The 18,912-nt window shown below is 68.7% G+C and carries 17 protein-coding genes; 6 read left to right on the top strand and 11 right to left on the bottom strand.

What is annotated here, in order from left to right; genetic code table 11:
* Nucleotides 1-137: 137 nt before the first annotated feature.
* Genes BLS34_RS00175 through BLS34_RS00190 form a run of 4 tightly spaced genes read right to left on the bottom strand, consistent with a single transcriptional unit; the run spans nt 138 to nt 3,178 of the window.
* The gene (locus BLS34_RS00175; RefSeq protein ID WP_093147297.1) at nt 138-527 is read right to left on the bottom strand and encodes a tautomerase family protein; all 390 of its coding nucleotides are present in this window, start codon (nt 525-527) and stop codon (nt 138-140) included.
* 4 nt (nt 528-531) lie between these two features.
* Nucleotides 532-1,590 carry a phosphotransferase gene (locus BLS34_RS00180; RefSeq protein ID WP_215906008.1) on the bottom strand — a complete coding sequence of 353 codons (1,059 nt, stop codon included), beginning with the start codon at nt 1,588-1,590 and terminating at the stop codon, nt 532-534.
* Nucleotides 1,591-1,600: 10 nt separating this feature from the next.
* Nucleotides 1,601-2,365, bottom strand: coding sequence for an SDR family NAD(P)-dependent oxidoreductase (locus tag BLS34_RS00185; protein ID WP_093147301.1), 765 nt, complete (start codon nt 2,363-2,365; stop codon nt 1,601-1,603).
* Nucleotides 2,366-2,398: 33 nt separating this feature from the next.
* Nucleotides 2,399-3,178 (bottom strand): glucose 1-dehydrogenase, encoded by a 780-nt coding sequence (locus tag BLS34_RS00190; protein WP_093147302.1) that lies wholly within the window; start codon nt 3,176-3,178, stop codon nt 2,399-2,401.
* Nucleotides 3,179-3,366: 188 nt separating this feature from the next.
* Here BLS34_RS00190 and BLS34_RS00195 point away from each other — a divergent pair, with 188 nt between their 5' ends.
* The 6 genes from BLS34_RS00195 to BLS34_RS00220 all read left to right on the top strand — a co-directional run bounded on the left by BLS34_RS00195 (nt 3,367) and on the right by BLS34_RS00220 (nt 9,672).
* Entirely contained in the window at nt 3,367-4,902 is a 1,536-nt protein-coding gene (locus tag BLS34_RS00195) for an ABC transporter ATP-binding protein (protein ID WP_093147305.1), read from the top strand.
* Nucleotides 4,899-5,966, top strand: a complete 1,068-nt coding sequence (locus BLS34_RS00200; protein ID WP_028792985.1) for an ABC transporter permease — start codon at nt 4,899-4,901, stop codon at nt 5,964-5,966. Before BLS34_RS00195 ends, BLS34_RS00200 begins: the two co-directional genes overlap by 4 nt.
* 10 nt (nt 5,967-5,976) lie before the next feature.
* Nucleotides 5,977-6,897, top strand: coding sequence for an ABC transporter permease (locus BLS34_RS00205; RefSeq protein ID WP_093147307.1), 921 nt, complete (start codon nt 5,977-5,979; stop codon nt 6,895-6,897).
* Nucleotides 6,898-6,935: 38 nt separating this feature from the next.
* Nucleotides 6,936-8,015, top strand: coding sequence for a BMP family ABC transporter substrate-binding protein (locus tag BLS34_RS00210; protein ID WP_093147310.1), 1,080 nt, complete (start codon nt 6,936-6,938; stop codon nt 8,013-8,015).
* A 328-nt stretch (nt 8,016-8,343) separates the two neighbouring features.
* Nucleotides 8,344-9,276, top strand: a complete 933-nt coding sequence (locus tag BLS34_RS00215) for an NAD-dependent epimerase/dehydratase family protein (protein WP_093147311.1) — start codon at nt 8,344-8,346, stop codon at nt 9,274-9,276.
* Between the two features lie 57 nt (nt 9,277-9,333).
* The gene (locus BLS34_RS00220; protein ID WP_028792989.1) at nt 9,334-9,672 is read left to right on the top strand and encodes an STAS domain-containing protein; all 339 of its coding nucleotides are present in this window, start codon (nt 9,334-9,336) and stop codon (nt 9,670-9,672) included.
* A 25-nt stretch (nt 9,673-9,697) separates the two neighbouring features.
* Here the strand turns inward: BLS34_RS00220 and BLS34_RS00225 are convergent, their stop codons facing one another.
* Genes BLS34_RS00225 through BLS34_RS00250 form a run of 7 tightly spaced genes read right to left on the bottom strand, consistent with a single transcriptional unit; the run spans nt 9,698 to nt 18,906 of the window.
* Nucleotides 9,698-11,254, bottom strand: coding sequence for a SpoIIE family protein phosphatase (locus BLS34_RS00225; RefSeq protein WP_093147314.1), 1,557 nt, complete (start codon nt 11,252-11,254; stop codon nt 9,698-9,700).
* 12 nt (nt 11,255-11,266) lie between these two features.
* Nucleotides 11,267-12,655 (bottom strand): exopolysaccharide Pel transporter PelG, encoded by a 1,389-nt coding sequence (pelG, locus tag BLS34_RS00230; protein ID WP_093147316.1) that lies wholly within the window; start codon nt 12,653-12,655, stop codon nt 11,267-11,269.
* Nucleotides 12,655-14,235: a GT4 family glycosyltransferase PelF gene (gene pelF, locus BLS34_RS00235; protein ID WP_175474049.1), complete on the bottom strand. Its 1,581-nt coding sequence runs from the start codon at nt 14,233-14,235 to the stop codon at nt 12,655-12,657. Before pelF ends, pelG begins: the two co-directional genes overlap by 1 nt.
* Nucleotides 14,232-15,332, bottom strand: a complete 1,101-nt coding sequence (locus tag BLS34_RS25765) for a tetratricopeptide repeat protein (protein ID WP_175474050.1) — start codon at nt 15,330-15,332, stop codon at nt 14,232-14,234. Before BLS34_RS25765 ends, pelF begins: the two co-directional genes overlap by 4 nt.
* Nucleotides 15,329-16,726, bottom strand: coding sequence for a hypothetical protein (locus BLS34_RS00240; protein WP_028792993.1), 1,398 nt, complete (start codon nt 16,724-16,726; stop codon nt 15,329-15,331). Before BLS34_RS00240 ends, BLS34_RS25765 begins: the two co-directional genes overlap by 4 nt.
* A gap of 35 nt (nt 16,727-16,761) precedes the next feature.
* Entirely contained in the window at nt 16,762-17,340 is a 579-nt protein-coding gene (locus tag BLS34_RS00245; RefSeq protein WP_051243763.1) for a CsgG/HfaB family protein, read from the bottom strand.
* Between the two features lie 30 nt (nt 17,341-17,370).
* Nucleotides 17,371-18,906: a tetratricopeptide repeat protein gene (locus BLS34_RS00250; protein WP_028792995.1), complete on the bottom strand. Its 1,536-nt coding sequence runs from the start codon at nt 18,904-18,906 to the stop codon at nt 17,371-17,373.
* Between the last annotated feature and the right edge of the window lie 6 nt (nt 18,907-18,912).

Here is an 18,912-nt window from a genome sequence, read left to right on the forward strand (position 1 = left end):
CCCTGACTCACTCCCCGGACCTGTTCCGGGGCCCACGGTGGAACGTGATTCGCAACCTTCCGATCATCGTACGGCGGAAGGGTAGGCCTCGGAACAGGTCCGGGGAGTGTGGAACGTAATGGACAACAGGCTGCCTCCTACGTCTCCACCTTGTAATTCAGCGTCAGCTCGTCACCGATCTTTCCCCGGATGCCCCAGTTGGCCATCGGGGTCTCGATGATCGTGATCTCCACCGCCGCCGCCGGGATCCCGGCCGCCTCCGGTACCGCCCGCATGAGCCCGCGCAGGCAGGCCCGTTTGGCGGCGTCGCTGCGGCCCTCGAACATCAGGATCTCGATCACCGTATAGCCGTCGCCTCGGTCGGCGGGGTGGATGAAATCGACGTCGTCCAGGGCAATGAAGCGGTGGAAGCGCTTGTCCTCCGGCAGGCCGAGCGCCTCCATCATCACCCCGTGGATCGCGTCGGACAGGGTCTGGCGGTGCCGGTCGATGAAGCCGCGCCGCGCGTGGATCTTGATCTGCGCCATGTCCTCACCCCTCCCGGCTGGCGATGGCCCAGCCGATCTCGGCCAGGCGCGGTGCCTTGGCCCCGACCTCCAGGGCATTCGCCGAGCTCGCATTGCCCTTGAGTCCGCGGAAATAGACGCCCTGGCAGATCGCGGCCAGACGGAAGAACGACAGCGCCAGGAAGTACCGCATGTCCGGCATCGCCTCTCGCCCGGTCCGAACCCGGTACTTTTCCAGGTATTCCGCCTCGCTCGGGATGCCCATGGCCTCCAGGTCGAGGCCGACCATGCCCTTCAGCGCCTTCTCCGCATGGGTCATGTGGTAGGGCATGCAGGTATAGGCGACATCGGCCAGCGGATGGCCCAGGGTCGCCAGTTCCCAGTCCAGGATGGCGATCACCCGCGGCTCGATCGGGTGCAGCATCATGTTGGGCAGGCGGTAGTCGCCATGCACGATCGACACCGCGTCCGGCACCCCGGGATGGGCGTTCAGCCATTCGGTCAGCCGGTCCATGTCCGGCATCGGATCGGTCTTCGAGGCTTCGAACTGCTTGGTCCAGCGGGCGATCTGCCGGCCGCAGTAATTCGCCGGTCGGCCGAAATCGCCCAGCCCCACCGTCTCGGGATCGACCGTGTGGAGCTTGGCCAGTGCGGCATTGGCGCTGTCCCAGATCGCGGTGCGTTCCTCCGGGCTGTAGCCCTCGTCGAGCGACGGCTCGTCGGGAATGCGGCCGTCGAGATAGTCCATCACGTAGAACGCCGTGCCGATGATCGACGCGTCCTCGCAGAGATGCCGCATCATCGGCACCGGCACGTCGGTCTGCGCCAGCGCCGCCATCACCCGGTACTCGCGCTCGACCATATGGGCCGACGGCAGGAGGTCGCCCGGCGGCTTCTTGCGCAGGACGTAGGACGCGTTGCCGTCGGCGGTGTCGAGCCGGAAGGTCGGGTTGGACTGGCCGCCCTGGAACTGCCGGACGGTCAGGCCGGACGCAACACCATCCAGCCCCTGGTCGGCCAGATAGCGGGCCAGTCCCGCCTCGTCGAAGCGGTGGGCGTCGGTGACCGGGCCGAGATGCGCCATGCCGATCCCCTCAGGACGGGTCGCCGATGGTCCGACCGCCATCGGCCACGATGGTCTGGCCGGTGACGAAGCGCGCGCCGTCGGAGGCGAGGTAGGTCGCCAGCCAGCCGATATCCTCCGGCTCGCCGATGCGCTGCAGCGGGGTGACGGTCTCCATGATGGTGCGCCGCTTGTCGTCCTCCCACAGGGCGCGGGCGAAGTCGGTGCGGATCAGGCCCGGGGCGATGGCGTTGACCCGGATGTTCTTCGGTCCCCATTCGACCGCCAGATTGCGCACGAGCTGCTGCTCGGCCGCCTTGGAGATGCCGTAGATGCCGAGCTTGCGGTTACCGTACATTGACGCGATGGAGGAGATCAGGATCACCGCCCCGTCGCCGCGCTCCGCCATCTCGGGCAGCACCATGTTGCAGAGCCAGAAGGCGCCCTTCACGTTGGTGTCCATGATCTTGTCGTAGGCGTCGTCGGACACGTCGGTCATCGGGCCGAAGACCGGGTTGGTGGCGGCGTTGCAGACCAGGATGTCGATCTTGCCGAAGGCCTTTCGGGTGCCGTCGACCAGCGCCTGAAGTTCCTCCTTGCGGCCGATGTTGCAGGGAATCGCCACGGCCTCGCCGCCGGAAGCCTTGATCTCGTCGGCGACCACCGTGCAGGCCTCGGCCTTGCGCGAGGAGATCACCACCTTGGCCCCCTGTTTCACCATGCATTCGGCGATTGACTTGCCGATGCCGCGCGACGAGCCGGTGATCAGCGCCACCTTGCCGGTCAGATCGAACATATGCGTTTCTCCTCCAGAAGAATTCGGCCGGGCTTACATCGCGCAGATGCCGCCATCGACCGTCAGCTCGGTGCCGGTGACGAAGGCGCTGTCGTCGCTCGCCAGATACAGGACGGCTCCGGCCACGTCGGCGGGCGCGCCAATGCGGCCGAGCGGCGCGGCGGCGACGATGGCCTGGCGCAGGCGCTCGGGGTTGTGGTGGCCGTCGACCATGCGGTCGACCATCGGCGTGTCGGTATAGGACGGGTGCACCGAGTTGCAGCGGATGCCGTAGCCCTTCTTGGCGCAGTGCAGGGCGACCGACTTGGTCAGCAGCCGCACGGCCCCCTTCGATGCGGAATAGACCGGAATCGCGGGCGCGCCGACCAGACCGGCGATGCTCGACATGTTGACGATGGAGCCGCCGGACGGGGCCTCGTTCGCCTTCATCGTCGCCACGCCGTATTTGCAGCCCAGGAACACGCCCTTGGCGTTGATGTCCATCACCCGGTCCCAGTCGTCGACCGAGGCGTCCTCGATCGATCCGCCGGAGCCGCCGGTGCCGGCATTGTTCACCAGCACGTCCAGGCGGCCGTGGCGGTCGAGGGTCTCGGTGGTCACCCGCTGCCAGCCGTCCTCGTCGCGCACGTCGAGAAGGGCGAAGGTCGCGCCGATCTGGGAGGCGACCGCGGTGCCGCGCTCGGCATCGATATCGGCGATGACGACGGTCGCGCCCTGCTCGACGAAGATCTCGGCGATGGCGCGGCCGATTCCGGAGGCGCCGCCGGTGATCAGCGCGGTCTTCCCTGCAAGCCTGTCCCTGCCGGCGGCCATGCTCCTCCCCTCCTGTAAATCGTGGTCCCGTCTCGCGCGGGCTCGGTCCGCCGCAGTCTAGGACACGTCCTCCGGGCCATGCACCCCAAAGGTTCAGCGTGCGCTGCAACAAGACGCTCGACTCCGGCGTCGCCAGCCTCTACCCAAGAGGATCGACACGCGACCATCCCGGCGGGGGCAAGGGCCGAATGAGCGACTTCCTTTTGGAGGCCGTCCATATCACCAAGAAATTCGGCGACTTCGCCGCCAATGACGACGTGACTCTGCGGCTTAGACCCGGCGAGATCCACGCGTTGCTGGGCGAGAACGGTGCGGGCAAGTCGACCCTGGTCAAGATGATGTACGGCGCCCTGCAGCCGACCGAGGGCGAACTGCACTGGCGCGGCAAGCCCGTGCGCATCGCCAATCCGGCCGCCGCCCGCTCTCTGGGCATCGGCATGGTGTTCCAGCATTTCTCCCTGTTCGAGGCGCTGAGCGTCACCGAGAACATCGCGCTGGCCTTGCCGGGCAAGGCCGGCATGCAGGAGCTTTCGGCGCGGATCGCCGCGGTATCGCGGGAATACGGCCTGCCGCTGGAGCCCGGCGCGCTGGTGGCCGACCTGTCCGTCGGTCAGCGCCAGCGCATCGAGATCGTGCGCTGCCTGCTGCAGGAACCGGCGCTGCTGATCATGGACGAGCCGACCGCGGTGCTCACCCCCCAGGAGGCGGACCAGCTCTTCGTCACCCTGCGCCGGCTGGCGTCGGAAGGTTGCGCCATCCTCTACATCTCCCACCGGCTGGAGGAGGTGAAGACCCTGTGCCACGAGGCGACGATCCTGCGCCGGGGCAAGGTGGTCGCCACCGTCGATCCGCGCCGGGAGACCGCCGCCTCGCTCGCCCGCCACATGGTCGGCGTCGACGTGGCCGTCGTCTCGACCCGGGCCGGCGCGGTGGCCGGAGAGCCGATCCTGACCCTTGACCATGTCTCGCTGCCGGCGGACGGGCCGTTCGGCACGGCCTTGCGCGACGTGTCGTTGCGGATCGGCGCCGGCGAGATCGTCGCCATCGCCGGGGTCGCCGGCAACGGCCAGTCGGAGCTGTTCGACGCGGTCAGCGGCGAGCGGGTGGATGGCCTAACCGGCAGCATCACTCTCGCCGGCCAGGTCTGTGCCGGGCGCGGGATCAAGGCGCGCCGGGCGCTGGGGGCGGCCTTTGTGCCGGAAGAGCGGCTCGGTCACGGCGCGGTGCCCGACTTTCCGCTGTCGCAGAACGTGATCCTGACCCGCTTCGCCGTGGATGACGGGATGGTGCGGCGCGGGCTGGTCAATCTCGGGCTGGCCGGCGACGTGGCGGGCCGGGTGGCCGGAGCGTTCGACGTGCGCACCTCCAGCAACGACCCGGAGGCGCGGTCGCTGTCCGGCGGCAACCTGCAGAAATTCGTGATCGGCCGCGAGCTGGACCGCAAGCCGCGGCTGCTGGTGGTCAACCAGCCGACCTGGGGCGTGGACGCGGGGGCCGCCGCCGTGATCCGCCAGGCGCTGATCGATCTGGCCGAGGGCGGGTCGGCGGTGCTGGTGATCAGCCAGGACCTGGACGAGATCTTCGCCATCGCCGACCGCATCGCGGTGATTTCCCGCGGCGAGCTGTCCGAGGCGAAGCCGACCGCCACCCTGGACCGCGAGGCGATCGGTCTGCTGATGGCCGGCGCGCATGAGACCGCCTCCCATGATAAGGCGGCGTCATGAGGTTGGTGCTGGAGAGACGGGCCGAGCGCTCGAAGCTGATGACCTGGCTGTCGCCGCTGCTCGCCGTGGGGCTGACCCTGGTGACCGGCGCGGTGATCTTCTCGCTGATGGGCCTCGATCCGGCCCGCGCGCTCTACGTCTATTTCCTGGAGCCGGTGCTGTGGTGGTGGTCGCTGGAGGAGCTGGTGGTCAAGGCCGCCCCGCTGGTGCTGATCGGCGTCGGGCTGGCGGTGTGCTTCCGGGCCAATGTCTGGAACATCGGGGCCGAGGGCCAGCTCACCATGGGCGCGCTGTTCGGCTCGGCCCTGCCGATCCTGTGGCACGAGTTCCAGAGCTTCCCGGTTATGGTACTCATGCTGGCGCTAGGCGCGCTGGGTGGGGCGCTCTACGCGGCGATCCCGGCCTTTCTGCGCACCCGCTTCGGCACCAACGAGATCCTGACCAGCCTGATGCTGGTCTACGTCGCGCAGCTCATCGCCGACTGGTTCATCCGCGGTCCGTGGCGCGACCCCGCCGGCTTCAACTTCCCGAAATCCGTCCAGTTCGAGGGCTGGCAGCTGCTGCCGACCCTGGGCGACGGGCGCATCCATCTGGGCGCCGGTCTGGCGCTGGTGGCGGTCGCGGTGCTCTATGTCGTCATGTCCCGCACCCTGAAGGGGTTCGAGGTCCGGGTGGTCGGCACGGCGCCGCGCGCCGGCACCTTTGCCGGCTTCTCCTCCAAGCGCATGGTCTGGTTCTGCCTGCTGCTGTCCGGCGGGCTGGCGGGGCTGGCCGGGATCTGCGAGGTGGCGGGGCCGAGCGGCCATCTGCAGCCGGCGATCTCTCCCGGCTACGGCTTCACCGCGATCATCGTCGCCTTTCTCGGCCGCCTGAATCCGGTGGGGGTGCTGGTCGCCGGCGTGATGCTCGGCATCAGCTATCTCGGCGGCGAGGCGGCGCAGATCGATCTCGGCATCTCCGACAAGACCGCCCAGGTGTTCCAGGGCATCCTGCTGTTCTTCATCCTGGCCTGCGACACGCTGATCCTCTACCGGATCCGCCTGCTGCGCCCGCATACGGCGTGAGGGCGGGGCGATGACAGGTCTGGAAGCGGTCATCCTGACGATCATCACGGCCTCCACGCCGCTGCTGCTCGCCGCCATCGGCGAGCTTGTGGTGGAGCGCTCCGGCGTCCTTAATCTCGGGGTCGAGGGGATGATGGTGGTCGGCGCGGTCTGCGGCTTCGCCACGGCCTACACCACCGGGTCGCCCTATCTCGGGGTGCTGGCGGGCGTGCTGGCCGGCATGGGCATGGCCCTGCTGTTCGGGTTTCTCACCCAGTCGCTCGCCACCAACCAGGTAGCGTCCGGACTGGCGCTGACCCTGCTCGGGCTCGGCCTGTCCGGGGTGATCGGTGAGAGCTTCACCGGCCTGCCAGGCGTGAAGCTGCAGCCGCTGGACATCCCGGTGCTGAGCGACATCCCGTTCCTGGGGCCGATCCTGTTCGGCCAGGACGTGCTGGTCTACACCTCCTTCGCGCTGGTCTTCGCGGTGTCCTACACGATGAGCCGCACCCGCACGGGGCTGGTCATCCGGGCGGTGGGCGACAACCATCATTCGGCCCATGCGCTGGGCTACAACGTGATCGCAGTGCGCTACGGCTGTATTCTGTTCGGCGGCGCCTGCGCCGGGCTGGCGGGCGCCTATCTCTCGCTCGCCTATACCCCGCAATGGGTGGAGAACATGACCTCCGGGCGCGGCTGGATCGCGCTGGCGCTGGTGGTCTTCGCCACCTGGATCGCTCGACGGGTGCTGATCGGCGCCTATCTCTTCGGGGCGGTCTGGATCATGGGGCTGTACGCCCAGGCCCTGGGGATCGGTATCCCGTCCCAGGTCTTGTCGTCCTTCCCCTATCTGATAACCATTCTGGTGCTGGTCCTGATCTCGCGGAACAGGACGCTGACCAAGATCAACACACCGGCCTGCATCGGCCAGACCTTCGTGCCGGACCGGTGAGGACGCAATCCCGAGAAACAGGACAGGAGACGGGGACAATGAGGACGTTATTCAAGCTCGCGGTCACCGCCGCGATGCTCGCCGCCGGCGCCTTCGCCGCCACGCCGGCGAGTGCCGCCGACCCGCTGAAGGTCGGCTTCATCTATGTCGGCCCGATCGGCGACCACGGCTGGTCCTACCAGCATGACCAGGGCCGCCTCGCCATCGAGAAGGAGTTCGGCGACAAGGTCGAGACCGTGTACGTGGAGAAGGTGGCCGAGGGACCGGACGCCGAGCGGGCGATCACCCGCCTGGCGCGCCAGGGTGCCGGTCTGATCTTCACCACCTCCTTCGGCTTCATGGAGCAGACCCTGGCGGTCGCCAAGAAGTTCCCGGAGATCAAGTTCGAGCACGCCACCGGCTACAAGCAGGCGGACAACGTCGCCACCTATTCGGCCCGGTTCTACGAGGGCCGCTACGTGATCGGCCAGATCGCCGCCAGGATGTCGAAGAGCGGCGTCGCCGGCTATGTCGCCTCGTTCCCGATTCCCGAGGTGGTGCGCGGCATCAACGCCTTCCTGCTGGGCGCCCAGTCGATCAACCCGGACTTCAAACTGATGGTCGTGTGGGTGAACTCCTGGTTCGATCCCGGCAAGGAAGCCGATGCCGCCAAGGTGCTGATCGGCCAGGGTGCGGACATCATCACCCAGCACACCGATTCGACGGCCCCGCTGCAGATCGCCGAGGAGCAGGGCGTGACCGGCTTCGGCCAGGCCTCCGACATGATCAAGTTCGCGCCGAAGGCCCAGCTCACCGCGATCATCGACGACTGGTCTGCTTATTACATCGAGCGCACCAAGGCGGTCCTCGACGGCACCTGGACGTCCGGTGACGTCTGGGGCGGCATGGGCGCCGAGATGGTCGTCATGGCCGACTACACCAACATGCCGGACGACGTGAAGGCGATGGCCGAGGAAACCGAGGCCAAGATCACCTCGGGCGAATTCCACCCGTTCACCGGCCCGATCTACAAGCAGGACGGCACCCTGGCGGTCGAAGAGGGCAAGGTTCTGGACGACGGCACCCTGCTGGGCATGAACTGGTACGTGCAGGGCATCGACGACAGCCTGCCGCAGTGACACAGGTGCTGTAACACAGGTGCAGTAACGCTGCGGCGCCTCAGGGCATCGCCACCGACCCCTCTCCGGTCTGCCGGGGAGGGGTTTTCTTATGCCGGGTCGTTCGGACCGCCGAACGTCGCCATGCGCGTCGCCGACGTTCGGGCAGGCCCTACGGCCCTTGCGCGAACAGAACTCCGGGGACAATCCGCCATGGCTGCATGTCCCAAAAAATCTTGTGAAATTTAACGAATATTAAGTCGTTTTGTTGTTTTCTGCGGTCGCACACGGTGCCGATCAGTGTGAAGTTCGCATAAGTATCAACCTGCCCCATCGGTTGGAGTGAGACGTGAGAATCCTGGTGACAGGCGGGTGTGGGTTCATCGGCAGCCATGTGGTCGACGCCCTGCTGGCCAGGGGCGATGTGCCCGTGGTCCTGGACGATCTGTCCACCGGCCGGCGCGCGAACCTGCCCGACCGGGTCGAGCTGTTCGAAGGCTCGATCGAGGATCGCGACGCGGTGGCGCGGGCGATCAACGGCTGCGGGGCGGTGGTGCATCTGGCGGCGATCGCCTCGGTGCAGAAATGCAACGAGACCTGGGCCGCGAGCCATGCGGTCAATGTCGGCGGCACGGTGACGGTGCTGGAGGCGGCGCGGGATGCCGGCCGCATTTCCGTGGTCTATGCCTCGTCGGCGGCGATCTACGGCGATAACACGAACACCCCGCTCAGCGAGCGGGAGGTTCCGGCGCCGCTGACCGCGTACGGGGTCGACAAATACGGCTCGGAGCTTCATGCAGGGGTCGCGGGACGCATTCACGGGGTGCCGAGCTTCGGGCTGCGGTTCTTCAACGTCTTCGGTCCGCGCCAGGATCCCTCCTCGCCCTACTCCGGGGTGATTTCCATTTTCGCCTCGCGCCTTGCGCGGGGGGAGGGTGTGAGCATCCATGGCGATGGTGGCCAGATCCGCGACTTCGTCTATGTCGGTGACGTGGTCGCGCACATCCTGGCGGCACTCCAGGCCGCTGACATCGCGGCGCCGGTGGCAAATGTCTGCACCGGCCAGCCGACCAGCGTGCTCGGCCTGGCCGAGACGCTGAAATCCATGACGGGCAGCCCGGGCGAGATCGCCTTCGGGCCGGCCCGCGCCGGCGACATTCGCGTGTCGATCGGCAATCCGGATCTGGCGATCCTCCGCATGCGGACACGGGCGGAGGTGAGCCTTGAAGAGGGTTTGCGGCGTCTGCTGCGCGCGGATTATGCCCTGGACCTGGACTCTTGAGGAACCATTGAAAGGCGGCTCGATATGCGAGCGATACGGGCACAGACGGGGGTTGGAATGGGCTTTACCATTGACAAGGCGGGCAGCCATTCGGTGATCGCCTTCGAGGGGGACCTGGACTCGGCCGAAGTGCAGATGGCGCGCGGCGAGGTCGAAGCCCTGATCGGCGAAGGCAAGCCCCTGGTGTTCGATCTGAGCGCCGTCGAGTTCATCGACAGCTCCGGCATCGGGCTGATCGTCCATGCCTTCCGGGCGCTGAGCGCCAAGCGGTCCAAGGTGGCGATCTGCGGCGCCAGCGACCAGCCGCTGGAGCTGCTGAAGGCGACCCAGCTCGACCGTTTCATGGCGTTTTCCGACTCCCCCGGCGAGGCCCGGATCGCCGTCGGCGTGGCCTGACCCTGCGGCGCTACCCGGGGCGGCGCTACCCGGGGCGGCGCCGGCCGATCGCGATCAGGCTGGTATCGTCGGCGAGCGTGCGGGTCGAGGCGAGATGATCCTCCAGCACCCGTGACGGCATATCGACGACCGGGTCGCCGGCATGCCGCCGCAGCATGTCGAACAGACGATCCCCGGCCGCCGCCGGGTTGCGGCGCACCGATTCCACCTCCGACAGGCCGTCGGTATAGAGCAGCAGGCGGCTCCCGGGCTCCGGCTCCAGCCGCATGGTGGGGAAGGGCAGGTTCTGCTCCAGGGCGGGCAGCGGTCCGCTGATCTCCGCCCAGCGCGCCGTTCCGCCGACGATCACCACCGGGAACGGGTGTCCGGCCGAGCAGATCTCCACGCCACCCTCCCGATCGAGGGCCACCAACTGGATCGACACGATTGTACGTTCGAAGGTCGGGTCGGCGAACAGGCTGTCGGAAAGCTGGGTCATTAGATCGTCGATCTCGGTGCCCGGCTCCGCACCGAGGATGATCGCGCGGAAATAGGCGGCCACCCCATGGGCGTAGAACCGGGCGGCCAGGCCGTGGCCCATGACGTCGGCCAGCAGCACGATCAGCCGGTCGCCGATCTGGCCGGACTGGATCAGGTCGCCGCCGCCCAGGCTCGCCGGCTCGGAGGCGAAGCCGATATCGAATCCCTCGAAGCGCGCCGGCAGGTTCGGCTGCAGCCCCTCGGTCAGATCCTTGGCGGATTTGGCGATCAGTGCCTCGCGGACCTTGCGCGACCGGGTGATCAGGCGCCGGGCGATGCGCAGCAGGATGGGCGGGTCGATCGGCTTCGGCACGAAATCGTCGATGCCCAGGTCGCCGGCCTCGGACATGGTGCGCTCGTCGCCGTGGGCGGACAGGAAGACGAAGGGCACGATGTCGGTGTCGATATCCCGGGCCAGCTCCTTGCGCAGGGCAATGCCGTCCATCTCCGGCAGGCCGATATCCGACAGGATCAGGTCCGGCGGATAGCTGCGGATCAGCCGCAGGGCCTGTCCGGGCAGCTCGAAGTCGAACACCCGGAAGTCGCGGCGCAGGATCGACTTGATGAGTTGGCGGGTCAGCGGCTCGTCCTCGATGACGACGATGACAGGTCGGATGATGAACTCTGCCCGCGGCGGGAAATGGAGGGACAGGCGGTTGGGGCGGGTAAGACCGTTGCCCGCGTCGTATTCGTAATCGGCGAAGCGGGTGCCGATGAACTTCATCCCCATGCCGTGGCTGCGCGGGCCCTGGCGCCGGTCGGCGAAGGTGGCGAGCGCCAGATAGGCGTCGAAGTTCTGGAAGGCACCGCCGTCGTCGAAGATCTCCAGCTCCCAGACGGCGCCGTCATTGTGCAGGTGGACGGTGATCTCAGCCGGGGCCGGGGCACCGTGGACGATCAGGTTGGTGGCGTATTCCTGCAGGGCGAGCTGCAGGTCCTGGGCGAGGCGGCGCGGGATGTCCGACCGCCCCAGCGCGTCGCGCAACCCGTGGCGCAGGATGCGCAGGGAAGCCAGGTCCGGATCCCGGACGACGGACTCGAAGATCGGGCTGCCCCGGCGCATGGCGGTGCTCTCCTATGCCCCGGTGACGGAGGGGTTGTTGCGCACGAAGGTGAAGTAGGGCAGCTGGCGCAAGACGTTGAACACCAGCACCACTCCCAGCGCGAAGCACAGCAGCGTCGCCGCGAAATAGCCGTAGCCGAGATACGGGAAGCCGAGCTGCGCGGTCGCCCAGGTGAAGCCGCCATTGGCCAGCAGGAACACCAGGTTGAGGATCAGCGACGGTCGCCGGGCGTCGAAATACATGAGCAGGATGCCGCAGAACAGCATCATCACGTGGAACAGCGCCCCCAACACGCCGAAGCGGAACATGGCGATCTGCCGCGACGCCCCGTCGGCCGCCTCCAGGATCGCCGGCGCGAAGAAGATCACCAGCACCGAGATCACGATCTGGATGACCATCACCGAGCGCAGCCCGTCGGTCGCCGAGCGTTCCACGCTCCGCTGGTTCTCTTGGATCGCCTCCAGGGTCGCGTGGTCGCCGATCTGCCGGTAGAAGCGCTGGTAGTCCTCGAAGAACCGGGTCTCCACCGCCACGGTGAAGATCGCCAGGGCCGGCACGATGGTCAGGTAGGCGAGGAACATCGCCCCGTCATAGAGCGGCATGGTGACCAGCGCGCCGCCGACCACCGAGGTGTCGGGCACGGTCGCCCAGATCACCCATTTGTCGATCCAGATCGCCAGGTTGTAGACCAGCCCGCCGAGCGCCAGTTCCCAGTAGTCGCGGAAATACCGCAGCAGGCTGCCCGGCCGGGTCATGGGATAGCGGTACTCGGCCAGCACCGTCGCCATCAGCACCAGCATGGTCAGCGCCAGCCCGCCGCTGAACGCCGCCAGGGCGCCGGTCGCTCCGAACCCGGCGCCGACGAAATAGGTCAGCGCCACCGACCCGGTCATGCCGAGGCCGAAGGACACGGTCACCCGCACATAGGCCTTGAGCGCCGACAGGAACAGCCCGGCCACCCATATCGCCGAGATCACCGCGTAGTTCGCCAGCGCAAGCAGGGCCAGCGGGATCGGGATGGTGCAGACGAAGAAGTAGAACCACACCGCCAATGCCAGTCCCGGCGCGGTGCCCAGCACCATCGCCGTCACCATCAGGGCCGGGGCGGTGTCGACCCGCTTCTCGAAGACCCGATCGGCCAGATAGCGGGTGGCGACCAGGATCACCGGCCCGGTGATCACCAGGCTGACCGAGAAATTATAGACGATGATCGAGCGGAACAGCTCCAGGCTCTCCCGCGGCATGGCGTCTCCCAGGATCACGGTGATCGCGACCAGTGCCAGCACGGTCAACAGCCAGGGTCCGGCCGAGATGAACACCGAATGGCCGTAGCCGATCACCGCGCCGATCAGGTCGTCGCGCTGGGTCAGCCGGCGCAGGGTGAAGCCGATCCCCGCCATCAGCGCCGTCCCGTCGCGGCGACCGGCGCCAGGCCGCCCGACGGCGCCGCGCCGCCGTTCACCCGGAAGCCGTCCACCCGGAAGCCGTCGGGGCGGCCGATCATGTCGCGGTACATGTCGCCGTAGATTCGGTCGATCTCGCGCTTGTTGTAGTAGCGCTCGGTGCGGGTGCGGATCGCGTCGCTGCAGCGCTGCCACCAGTCCGGGTCGATCAGCAGCCGGGCCATGGCGGCGGCGGCGGCGTTGGGCGAGGACAGCGGCACCACCTCGCCCCCGGCCCCCAGCGCCGGGCGCTCGTCCGGGTGTCCCTCCAGCATTTCCCGGCAGGCGCCCACATCGGTCGCCACGGTCGGCACGCCGGCGGCCCCGGCCTCCAGAATCACCAGCGGCTGGGCCTCGGAGATCGAGGTCAGGGCGAGCACATCGATCTTGCCGAGATAGTCGGCGATCTTGACCCGGCCGAGGAACACGACCGTCTCCTCGAGCCCCAGGTAGCGCACCAGCTCGAAGCATTCGGCGGCGTATTCCGCGTCCTCGTCGGCCGGCCCCATGACCCAGCACAGCACGTCGGGCACGGATCTGCGCAGCACGTCGGCGGCGCGGATATAGGTCTTGATGTCCTTGATCGGCACGACGCGGCCGATCAGGGCGACGGTCGGCCGCCGATCACCGGTGTCGCGCGCCAGAGCGCTGTAAAGATCGTAGTCGATGCCGTTGGGGATGATCCGCATGCGTTCGGGCGGCGCCCCGTCGGCGCGCTGCAGGATCTGGTTGCCGCCATACAGGGTGGTGATCTCGGTGCAGCACTCGTAGCAGACCCGGGCATAGGCCTGGAACGCCGCCATCCAGAGCTGGCGCAGGTCCCAGCGCGGAGTCTCGATCTGGTACCAGCTCTCCGCCGCGTCGTAGAGCCATTCGGCCATGGTGATCTCGATGCGGCGCTCGTTGGTGTAGATCCCGTGCTCGGTCAGCACCGCCGGCCGGCCGGTCTCCAGCGCCGCCCGGGCCGCGACCAGCCCGGCATAGCCGGTGGAGATCGTGTGGTAGGCCCGCGCCTTCGGCAACTCGCAGAGCAGGGTGGCGAACAGGCCGCCGAACAGCGCCCGCCAGGTCCAGAAATACTCCAGGAACGAGCTCTCCGGCGCGTCCTCGCGGTACATCGCCGTGATCATCTCCCAGGCCGCCGGCGAGTTCATCAGCAGTTGGGTGCCGACCGAGCCCCGGGCTCGGGCGACGAGCTCCACCGCCCGCCGGAACCCGTGCGGGGCGGTGTCTCCGCGCATGGCGATCAGGGCCCCGGTCAGCTCGCGCATCATCCGGGTCGCGCCAAGCCGCCTCTGCGGTCCGCCGGCGCGGGATCGCAGCGGCAGGTCGACGACCCCGAGAACGTTCTCCGGCAGCTCGTAGCGTGGCTCCCGCGGCTTCTCGTCGGCGGTGAGGGCGACGACCGAGAAGGTCATCGGGGCCTGGGCCTTGATCAGGTCATGGGTCCAGGTCGACACCCCGCCCGCCACATAGGGGTAGGAGCCCTCGAGGATCAGGCAGACATCGGCCTCCGGCACCGTCGCGCCGGGGCTCACGGGGTCGGCTCCAGGGGCTGCAGGCCGGTCAGGGCGGAGACCTGCCAGAGATTGATCACCGGATTGATGCCCGTGTACTCCTCGCGCAGGCCGAGTTGGGCCAGCTTCGGGTCGTCGAGTACCTGCCGCAGCTCGGCGAAGCGGCGCAGGCGGAACAGGCACTCCGCGTGCCACAGCATCGGGCGCGGATCCTCGTAGCGCAGGGACAGTCCCGACAGGTGCAGCTCCGCCTCCTCGATCATGTCCAGGCGCAGCATCAGGCGGCCGATCGCCAGATCGATGTCCTCCCGCGCGCCGAGCCGCCGGTTGGCGGCGCGGTAGGCGTCGAGTGCATCGGCCATCACCACCCGCTGCCGGTCGTCGTCCAGCACGCCGGCATAGGCGTAATCGTCCAGGTGACGGGCCAGGGCGAGCAGGGCGTCGGCCTCCTCCGGAGCGGCGCGGACGGCGTCCTCCAGCTCCAGGCGGCCGGCGTGGTAGCGCTCCTCGATGGTGCTCGCCGCCGTCGCCGCCTGCACGCGGATGGAGGCTTCCGGGTCAGACAGAGCCATCTGCAGGGCCGGGGCGAACTCGCTGCGGAACCGTCGGGCCAGCAGGGCCACCACCGCCTGCTTCGCCCGGGTCGTGCCGGTGAACAGCACGTCGGTCAGCGAGTTGACCGACCCCTCGGCCACGGCGTCCTCTCGACCCTCCAGCAGGCGGCGGTACAGCAGCTCGCTGCGGGTCTCATGGTCGTCGGGGAACAGGCTGTCGTACCATTCGTCGAACGGCCGTGCGGTGCGGGTGAACGCGGCGGTCATGGCCGCCAGCAGGCCGGTCGCCAGGGGTCCGGCCGGACCCAGGGTCAGGGTCATCCAGGTCAGCCAGGACAGCAGTCGGGTGTCGCGGCCGCGCCGCGCCTGCCACAGCGCATAGGCACCGAGAAGTACGCCGAATGCCCCATGGCCGGTCAGGGCGGTCGGCCAGTCGAGCCGTCCGTCCAGCACCGTCCATAGCAGGGCAGCTTCCACCGCCTGTGCGACGGCGATCTCCGGGACGACCTCCCTGGCGCGCACCGGACGCTCGGTGGGGAACTCCAGCGGCGTGGCGGTGCTCATGCCGCCCCCCCTTCGGCCGGGGCGGGGGCCGCGTCCTCGATCGGCCGCGCCTCGATCAGCACCGTGGCGAGCGGGATGCTGGCCGGCAGGTGCAGGCCGATGGCGTCGCGCAGCTTGCCCGCCAGAAGCTCGGCATCGTGGAGCGGGGTACCGGGCAGCAGGATGGCGTATTCGGCATCCTCGGTTGCGCGCTCGAAGGCCAGGTCGGTGGCCCGGAAGGTGGTGCGCGCCGCCTCGCCCAGCGCCAGGGCCAGGATCGAATGCTGTTCGGGCGCCAGTGCGTCGGGGTCATGGGCGCACACGACGAGCTGGCTGGAGGAGAAACCCTTGCGCCGACCGAGCTGGCCCAGCAGCGCGTAGATCCGCTCGGAGACCTCCGCCGTCATCAGCAGGTCGTTGGCACCGGTCACCCGGTCGGCCTGAAGGGTCCGCCACCGCCGCGCGCGGATCCGCGCCGCCGCGATCCAGGAGCAGATCACGTTGAAGTTCTCCAGGGTGTAGAGGTTGAAGTCGAGGAAGGCGGTCTCCTCGATCTTCAGCATGCCGACGATCTCACCGCTGTCCAGGTCGGTCATCGCCCCGGCCAGCAGGCCCTGACCCATCAGTTTGCGCTCGTCGCTCGGGCGGGCGGCGCACAGGGCGGCCTCGCGGGCCAGCAGGTGCTGCACCATGGGATGGGACAGCTCGAGCCGGCGCTCGAAGGTATCGGCTTCCTGCCAGCCGACGCTGCGCTCCAGCTCGAAGCCGTCGGGGCCGAGCGTCCACAGGGAGTATTTCTGCGGCGACAGGACCGACTGGATGAGCTGGTCGAGCCCCCGGGACAGCCGCGCCTCGTCGGTCACGTCCATGGACTGGGCGGCCCGGTAGGTGGTGATCACCGTGCGGAACTGCCGGGCGATCCGGGCCTCCAGCGCCGACTTCGTGCGTTTCAGTTCCTCGAAGCCCTGGGCGATCAGCTGGTTCTGGTGCTCCAGCATCGAGATCCGCGACCGCAGTTGCACGCGTTCCGCCAGTTCCCGGTCGCGCATCTGTCCCAGGATCTGGCCAACGCCGACCCAGAGCGCGGGGCGCAGGCCGATGCCCGCCCAGTACTCGAACACGTCCGCCCCCAGCTCCTGCGGCGGCAGGTTTCCCACGGTGAGCGCCAGGGTCGCGGCCAGCGCGGCCACAAGGCTTGCATTGGCGCCGTACTGCACCGCCAGCAGGATGACGATCAGCCAGAACGGGTGCGGGCGCACGTCCCAGAACCGGTCGCCTTCCAGCAGGAAGAAGTCGATGGCCAGCGCCGCGGCGAAGAACAGGAGGATCTCCAGCCAGGCGACGGCACGCACGCCCAGGACCGTCCGCGGGGCGGGCGGCGCGGCCGGCGGCTCGGCGGTGGGATGGTCGGTCATCGGGCGTCCGGGGGAGGCGGGGCGTTACCGGCCGGTCAGCGGTCGACCAGCGGCGCGACCATCGAGCTGACCACCCGCTGGGCCGTGGCGTTGAGCGAGCCGCGCTCCAGGTAGCCGCCGCCCATCACCGAGTGGCTCGACGCCCACAGCACGTTGCCGGTGCCGGCCTCGATCAGCCGGGCGTTCAACCCGACCACCGGCTCCTCGCGCAGGCCCTGCTGATAGCCGAACTCGGACACGCTGCCGACGATGATGGCGTCGACCTCGAGCAGGCCGGCCGCCTGCTGGGCGGCGGCGACGGAGGTCAGGTTCTCCGGGTCGATCTTGAGCTGGGCGAGCGTTCGGCGGGTCTCGGTATCCTCCTGCAGCTGGAACACGCCGCGCTGGTACAGCTCGGTGGCCAGCAGCTCGGTCGCGATCCGGCCGGCATTGGGGTAGTTGGTCAGGTTCTCGAACGGCAGCACGGCCACCTTCATCGCGGCGAAATCCGCCGTCGGATCGACATAGTCGCGCGCCTGGCGGTCGGTCGAGGCGCAGCTCGCCAGAACCAGGCAGAGGGCCAGGACCGCCAGGCTTCGGGCGGCCGTCGCCAGCGGGGTTGCGATCGTCGTCATAGTTCCTCCTCTGTGCCGCGCCGGACGCGGTCAGAACCGGGTTCTCAGGGACAGCCCTCCGTAGAAGAGCTGGTTCTCGGTGCCCCGGGATTCGTTGAGACTTGTCCCGAGGGTAGTACTTATCTCCAGATCGACCAGCGGCTCGTAGATCAGGTTGACCTCGGCCAGCGGACCGCCGCCGTTCAGCCGGTCGTAGGTGTAGCCGGCGAGGCCCTGGGCGCGGATATACGGACCCAGGTCGCGCTCGGCCGTGGCATCCACCGTGTGACCCTCGCGCGAACTGAGCGGCAGCAGGTCGGCGCCGCTGGCCGGATTGGTCTGGGAATTGAGGATGTATTCGGCGTCGAAGCGGTAGCCGACCGTCGACAGCGGCCAGTGCTCCGGCAGCCGACGGCGGGCTTCCAGCACGAACTCGGCGCCGGTGCCGGCATGGTCGCCCTCCAGGCTGTAGCGGTTCAGCGCGGTGCCGGCGGTGAATTCGTAGACCTCGGCCGCCTGCCACTGCCAGTCGACCGCGACCCGGTCGCGGGCGCCGCCGGAGACGATGCCTTCCACGAAGTTGAAGTCCGGCTCCGACCAGCGCGCCTCCAGCCCCATCCGGCTGGTGCCCGCGTCCAGGTCGAGCGCAACCCCGGCGCCGGCGACGTAGTTGGAGGCGTAGAGGTTGCCGGCGACCTGCAGGTTGCCGGTGCGCGGCGGGGTGAGGGTGAGGGAGGCGCGCTGGCGGTCGCCCTCGAAGCGCTCGACGCTGCCGTCGCGCCGGGTGACCTGTCCCGCCACCATGTGCCGATTCTCCAGCCGGTACGCCAGGCTGAGCCCTTCGCCGCTGGAGACCTGTCCGTCGACCGCGGTGATGATCTGGGTCTCGCCGTTCTCCACGTCCTGGTAGCGGGTGGCGATGCGGGCGGTGTCGGCCAGGTCGCGGGCCAGGCGCTGGCGGTCGCGGATCGCGCCGGGAAGGTTCGGGTCGAGCGCCAGCGCCCGGTCGTACAGCGCCACCGCATGGCGCGGCCGTCCGAGCTGCTCCTCCGCCCGGGCCAGCAGCAGCATGACCTCGATGTTGCGCGGATCGGCGCGCAACAGACTGACCAGGATCGCCCGCCCGTCCGCCACCGCGCCTGACTCGATCTGCGCCAGCGCGCGATAGTAGTCGAGGCGGATGCGTTGGGGATCGGTCTGCGTCTCGGCGGCGGGGGCTGCCTCGATGGCGGGCCGGCTGGCGAACAGGGTGACCCCGTCGGCCGCCGGCTCGACCAGCACCTCGACCCCCTCGGCGAAGCGAATCAGCAGGGAATCGTAGCCGTACTCGATGGTCTCGATCCAGGCGGCACCGTCCTGGGCGGCCGCCTCGACCTCGCGCGGATCGATGGGTCCGGCGAAGCGCAGCACCACCTCCCGGCCGTCCAGCTCGGTGTCCTGGGGCGCGGCCCCGCGGATCACCAGGTCGAGCGCGGTCCCGTTGCCCGGATTGGCCTGCAGCGTCACCGGCACCTGTGCGTGCGCGGCCGGCGCCTGGAGCAGGCTCCAGACCAGGGCCGAGGCGGTCAGGGCGAGGAGAAGGCGCATACGCCG

The sequence above is a fragment of the Thalassobaculum litoreum DSM 18839 genome, from assembly GCF_900102465.1.
GTDB classification, from domain to species: domain Bacteria; phylum Pseudomonadota; class Alphaproteobacteria; order Thalassobaculales; family Thalassobaculaceae; genus Thalassobaculum; species Thalassobaculum litoreum.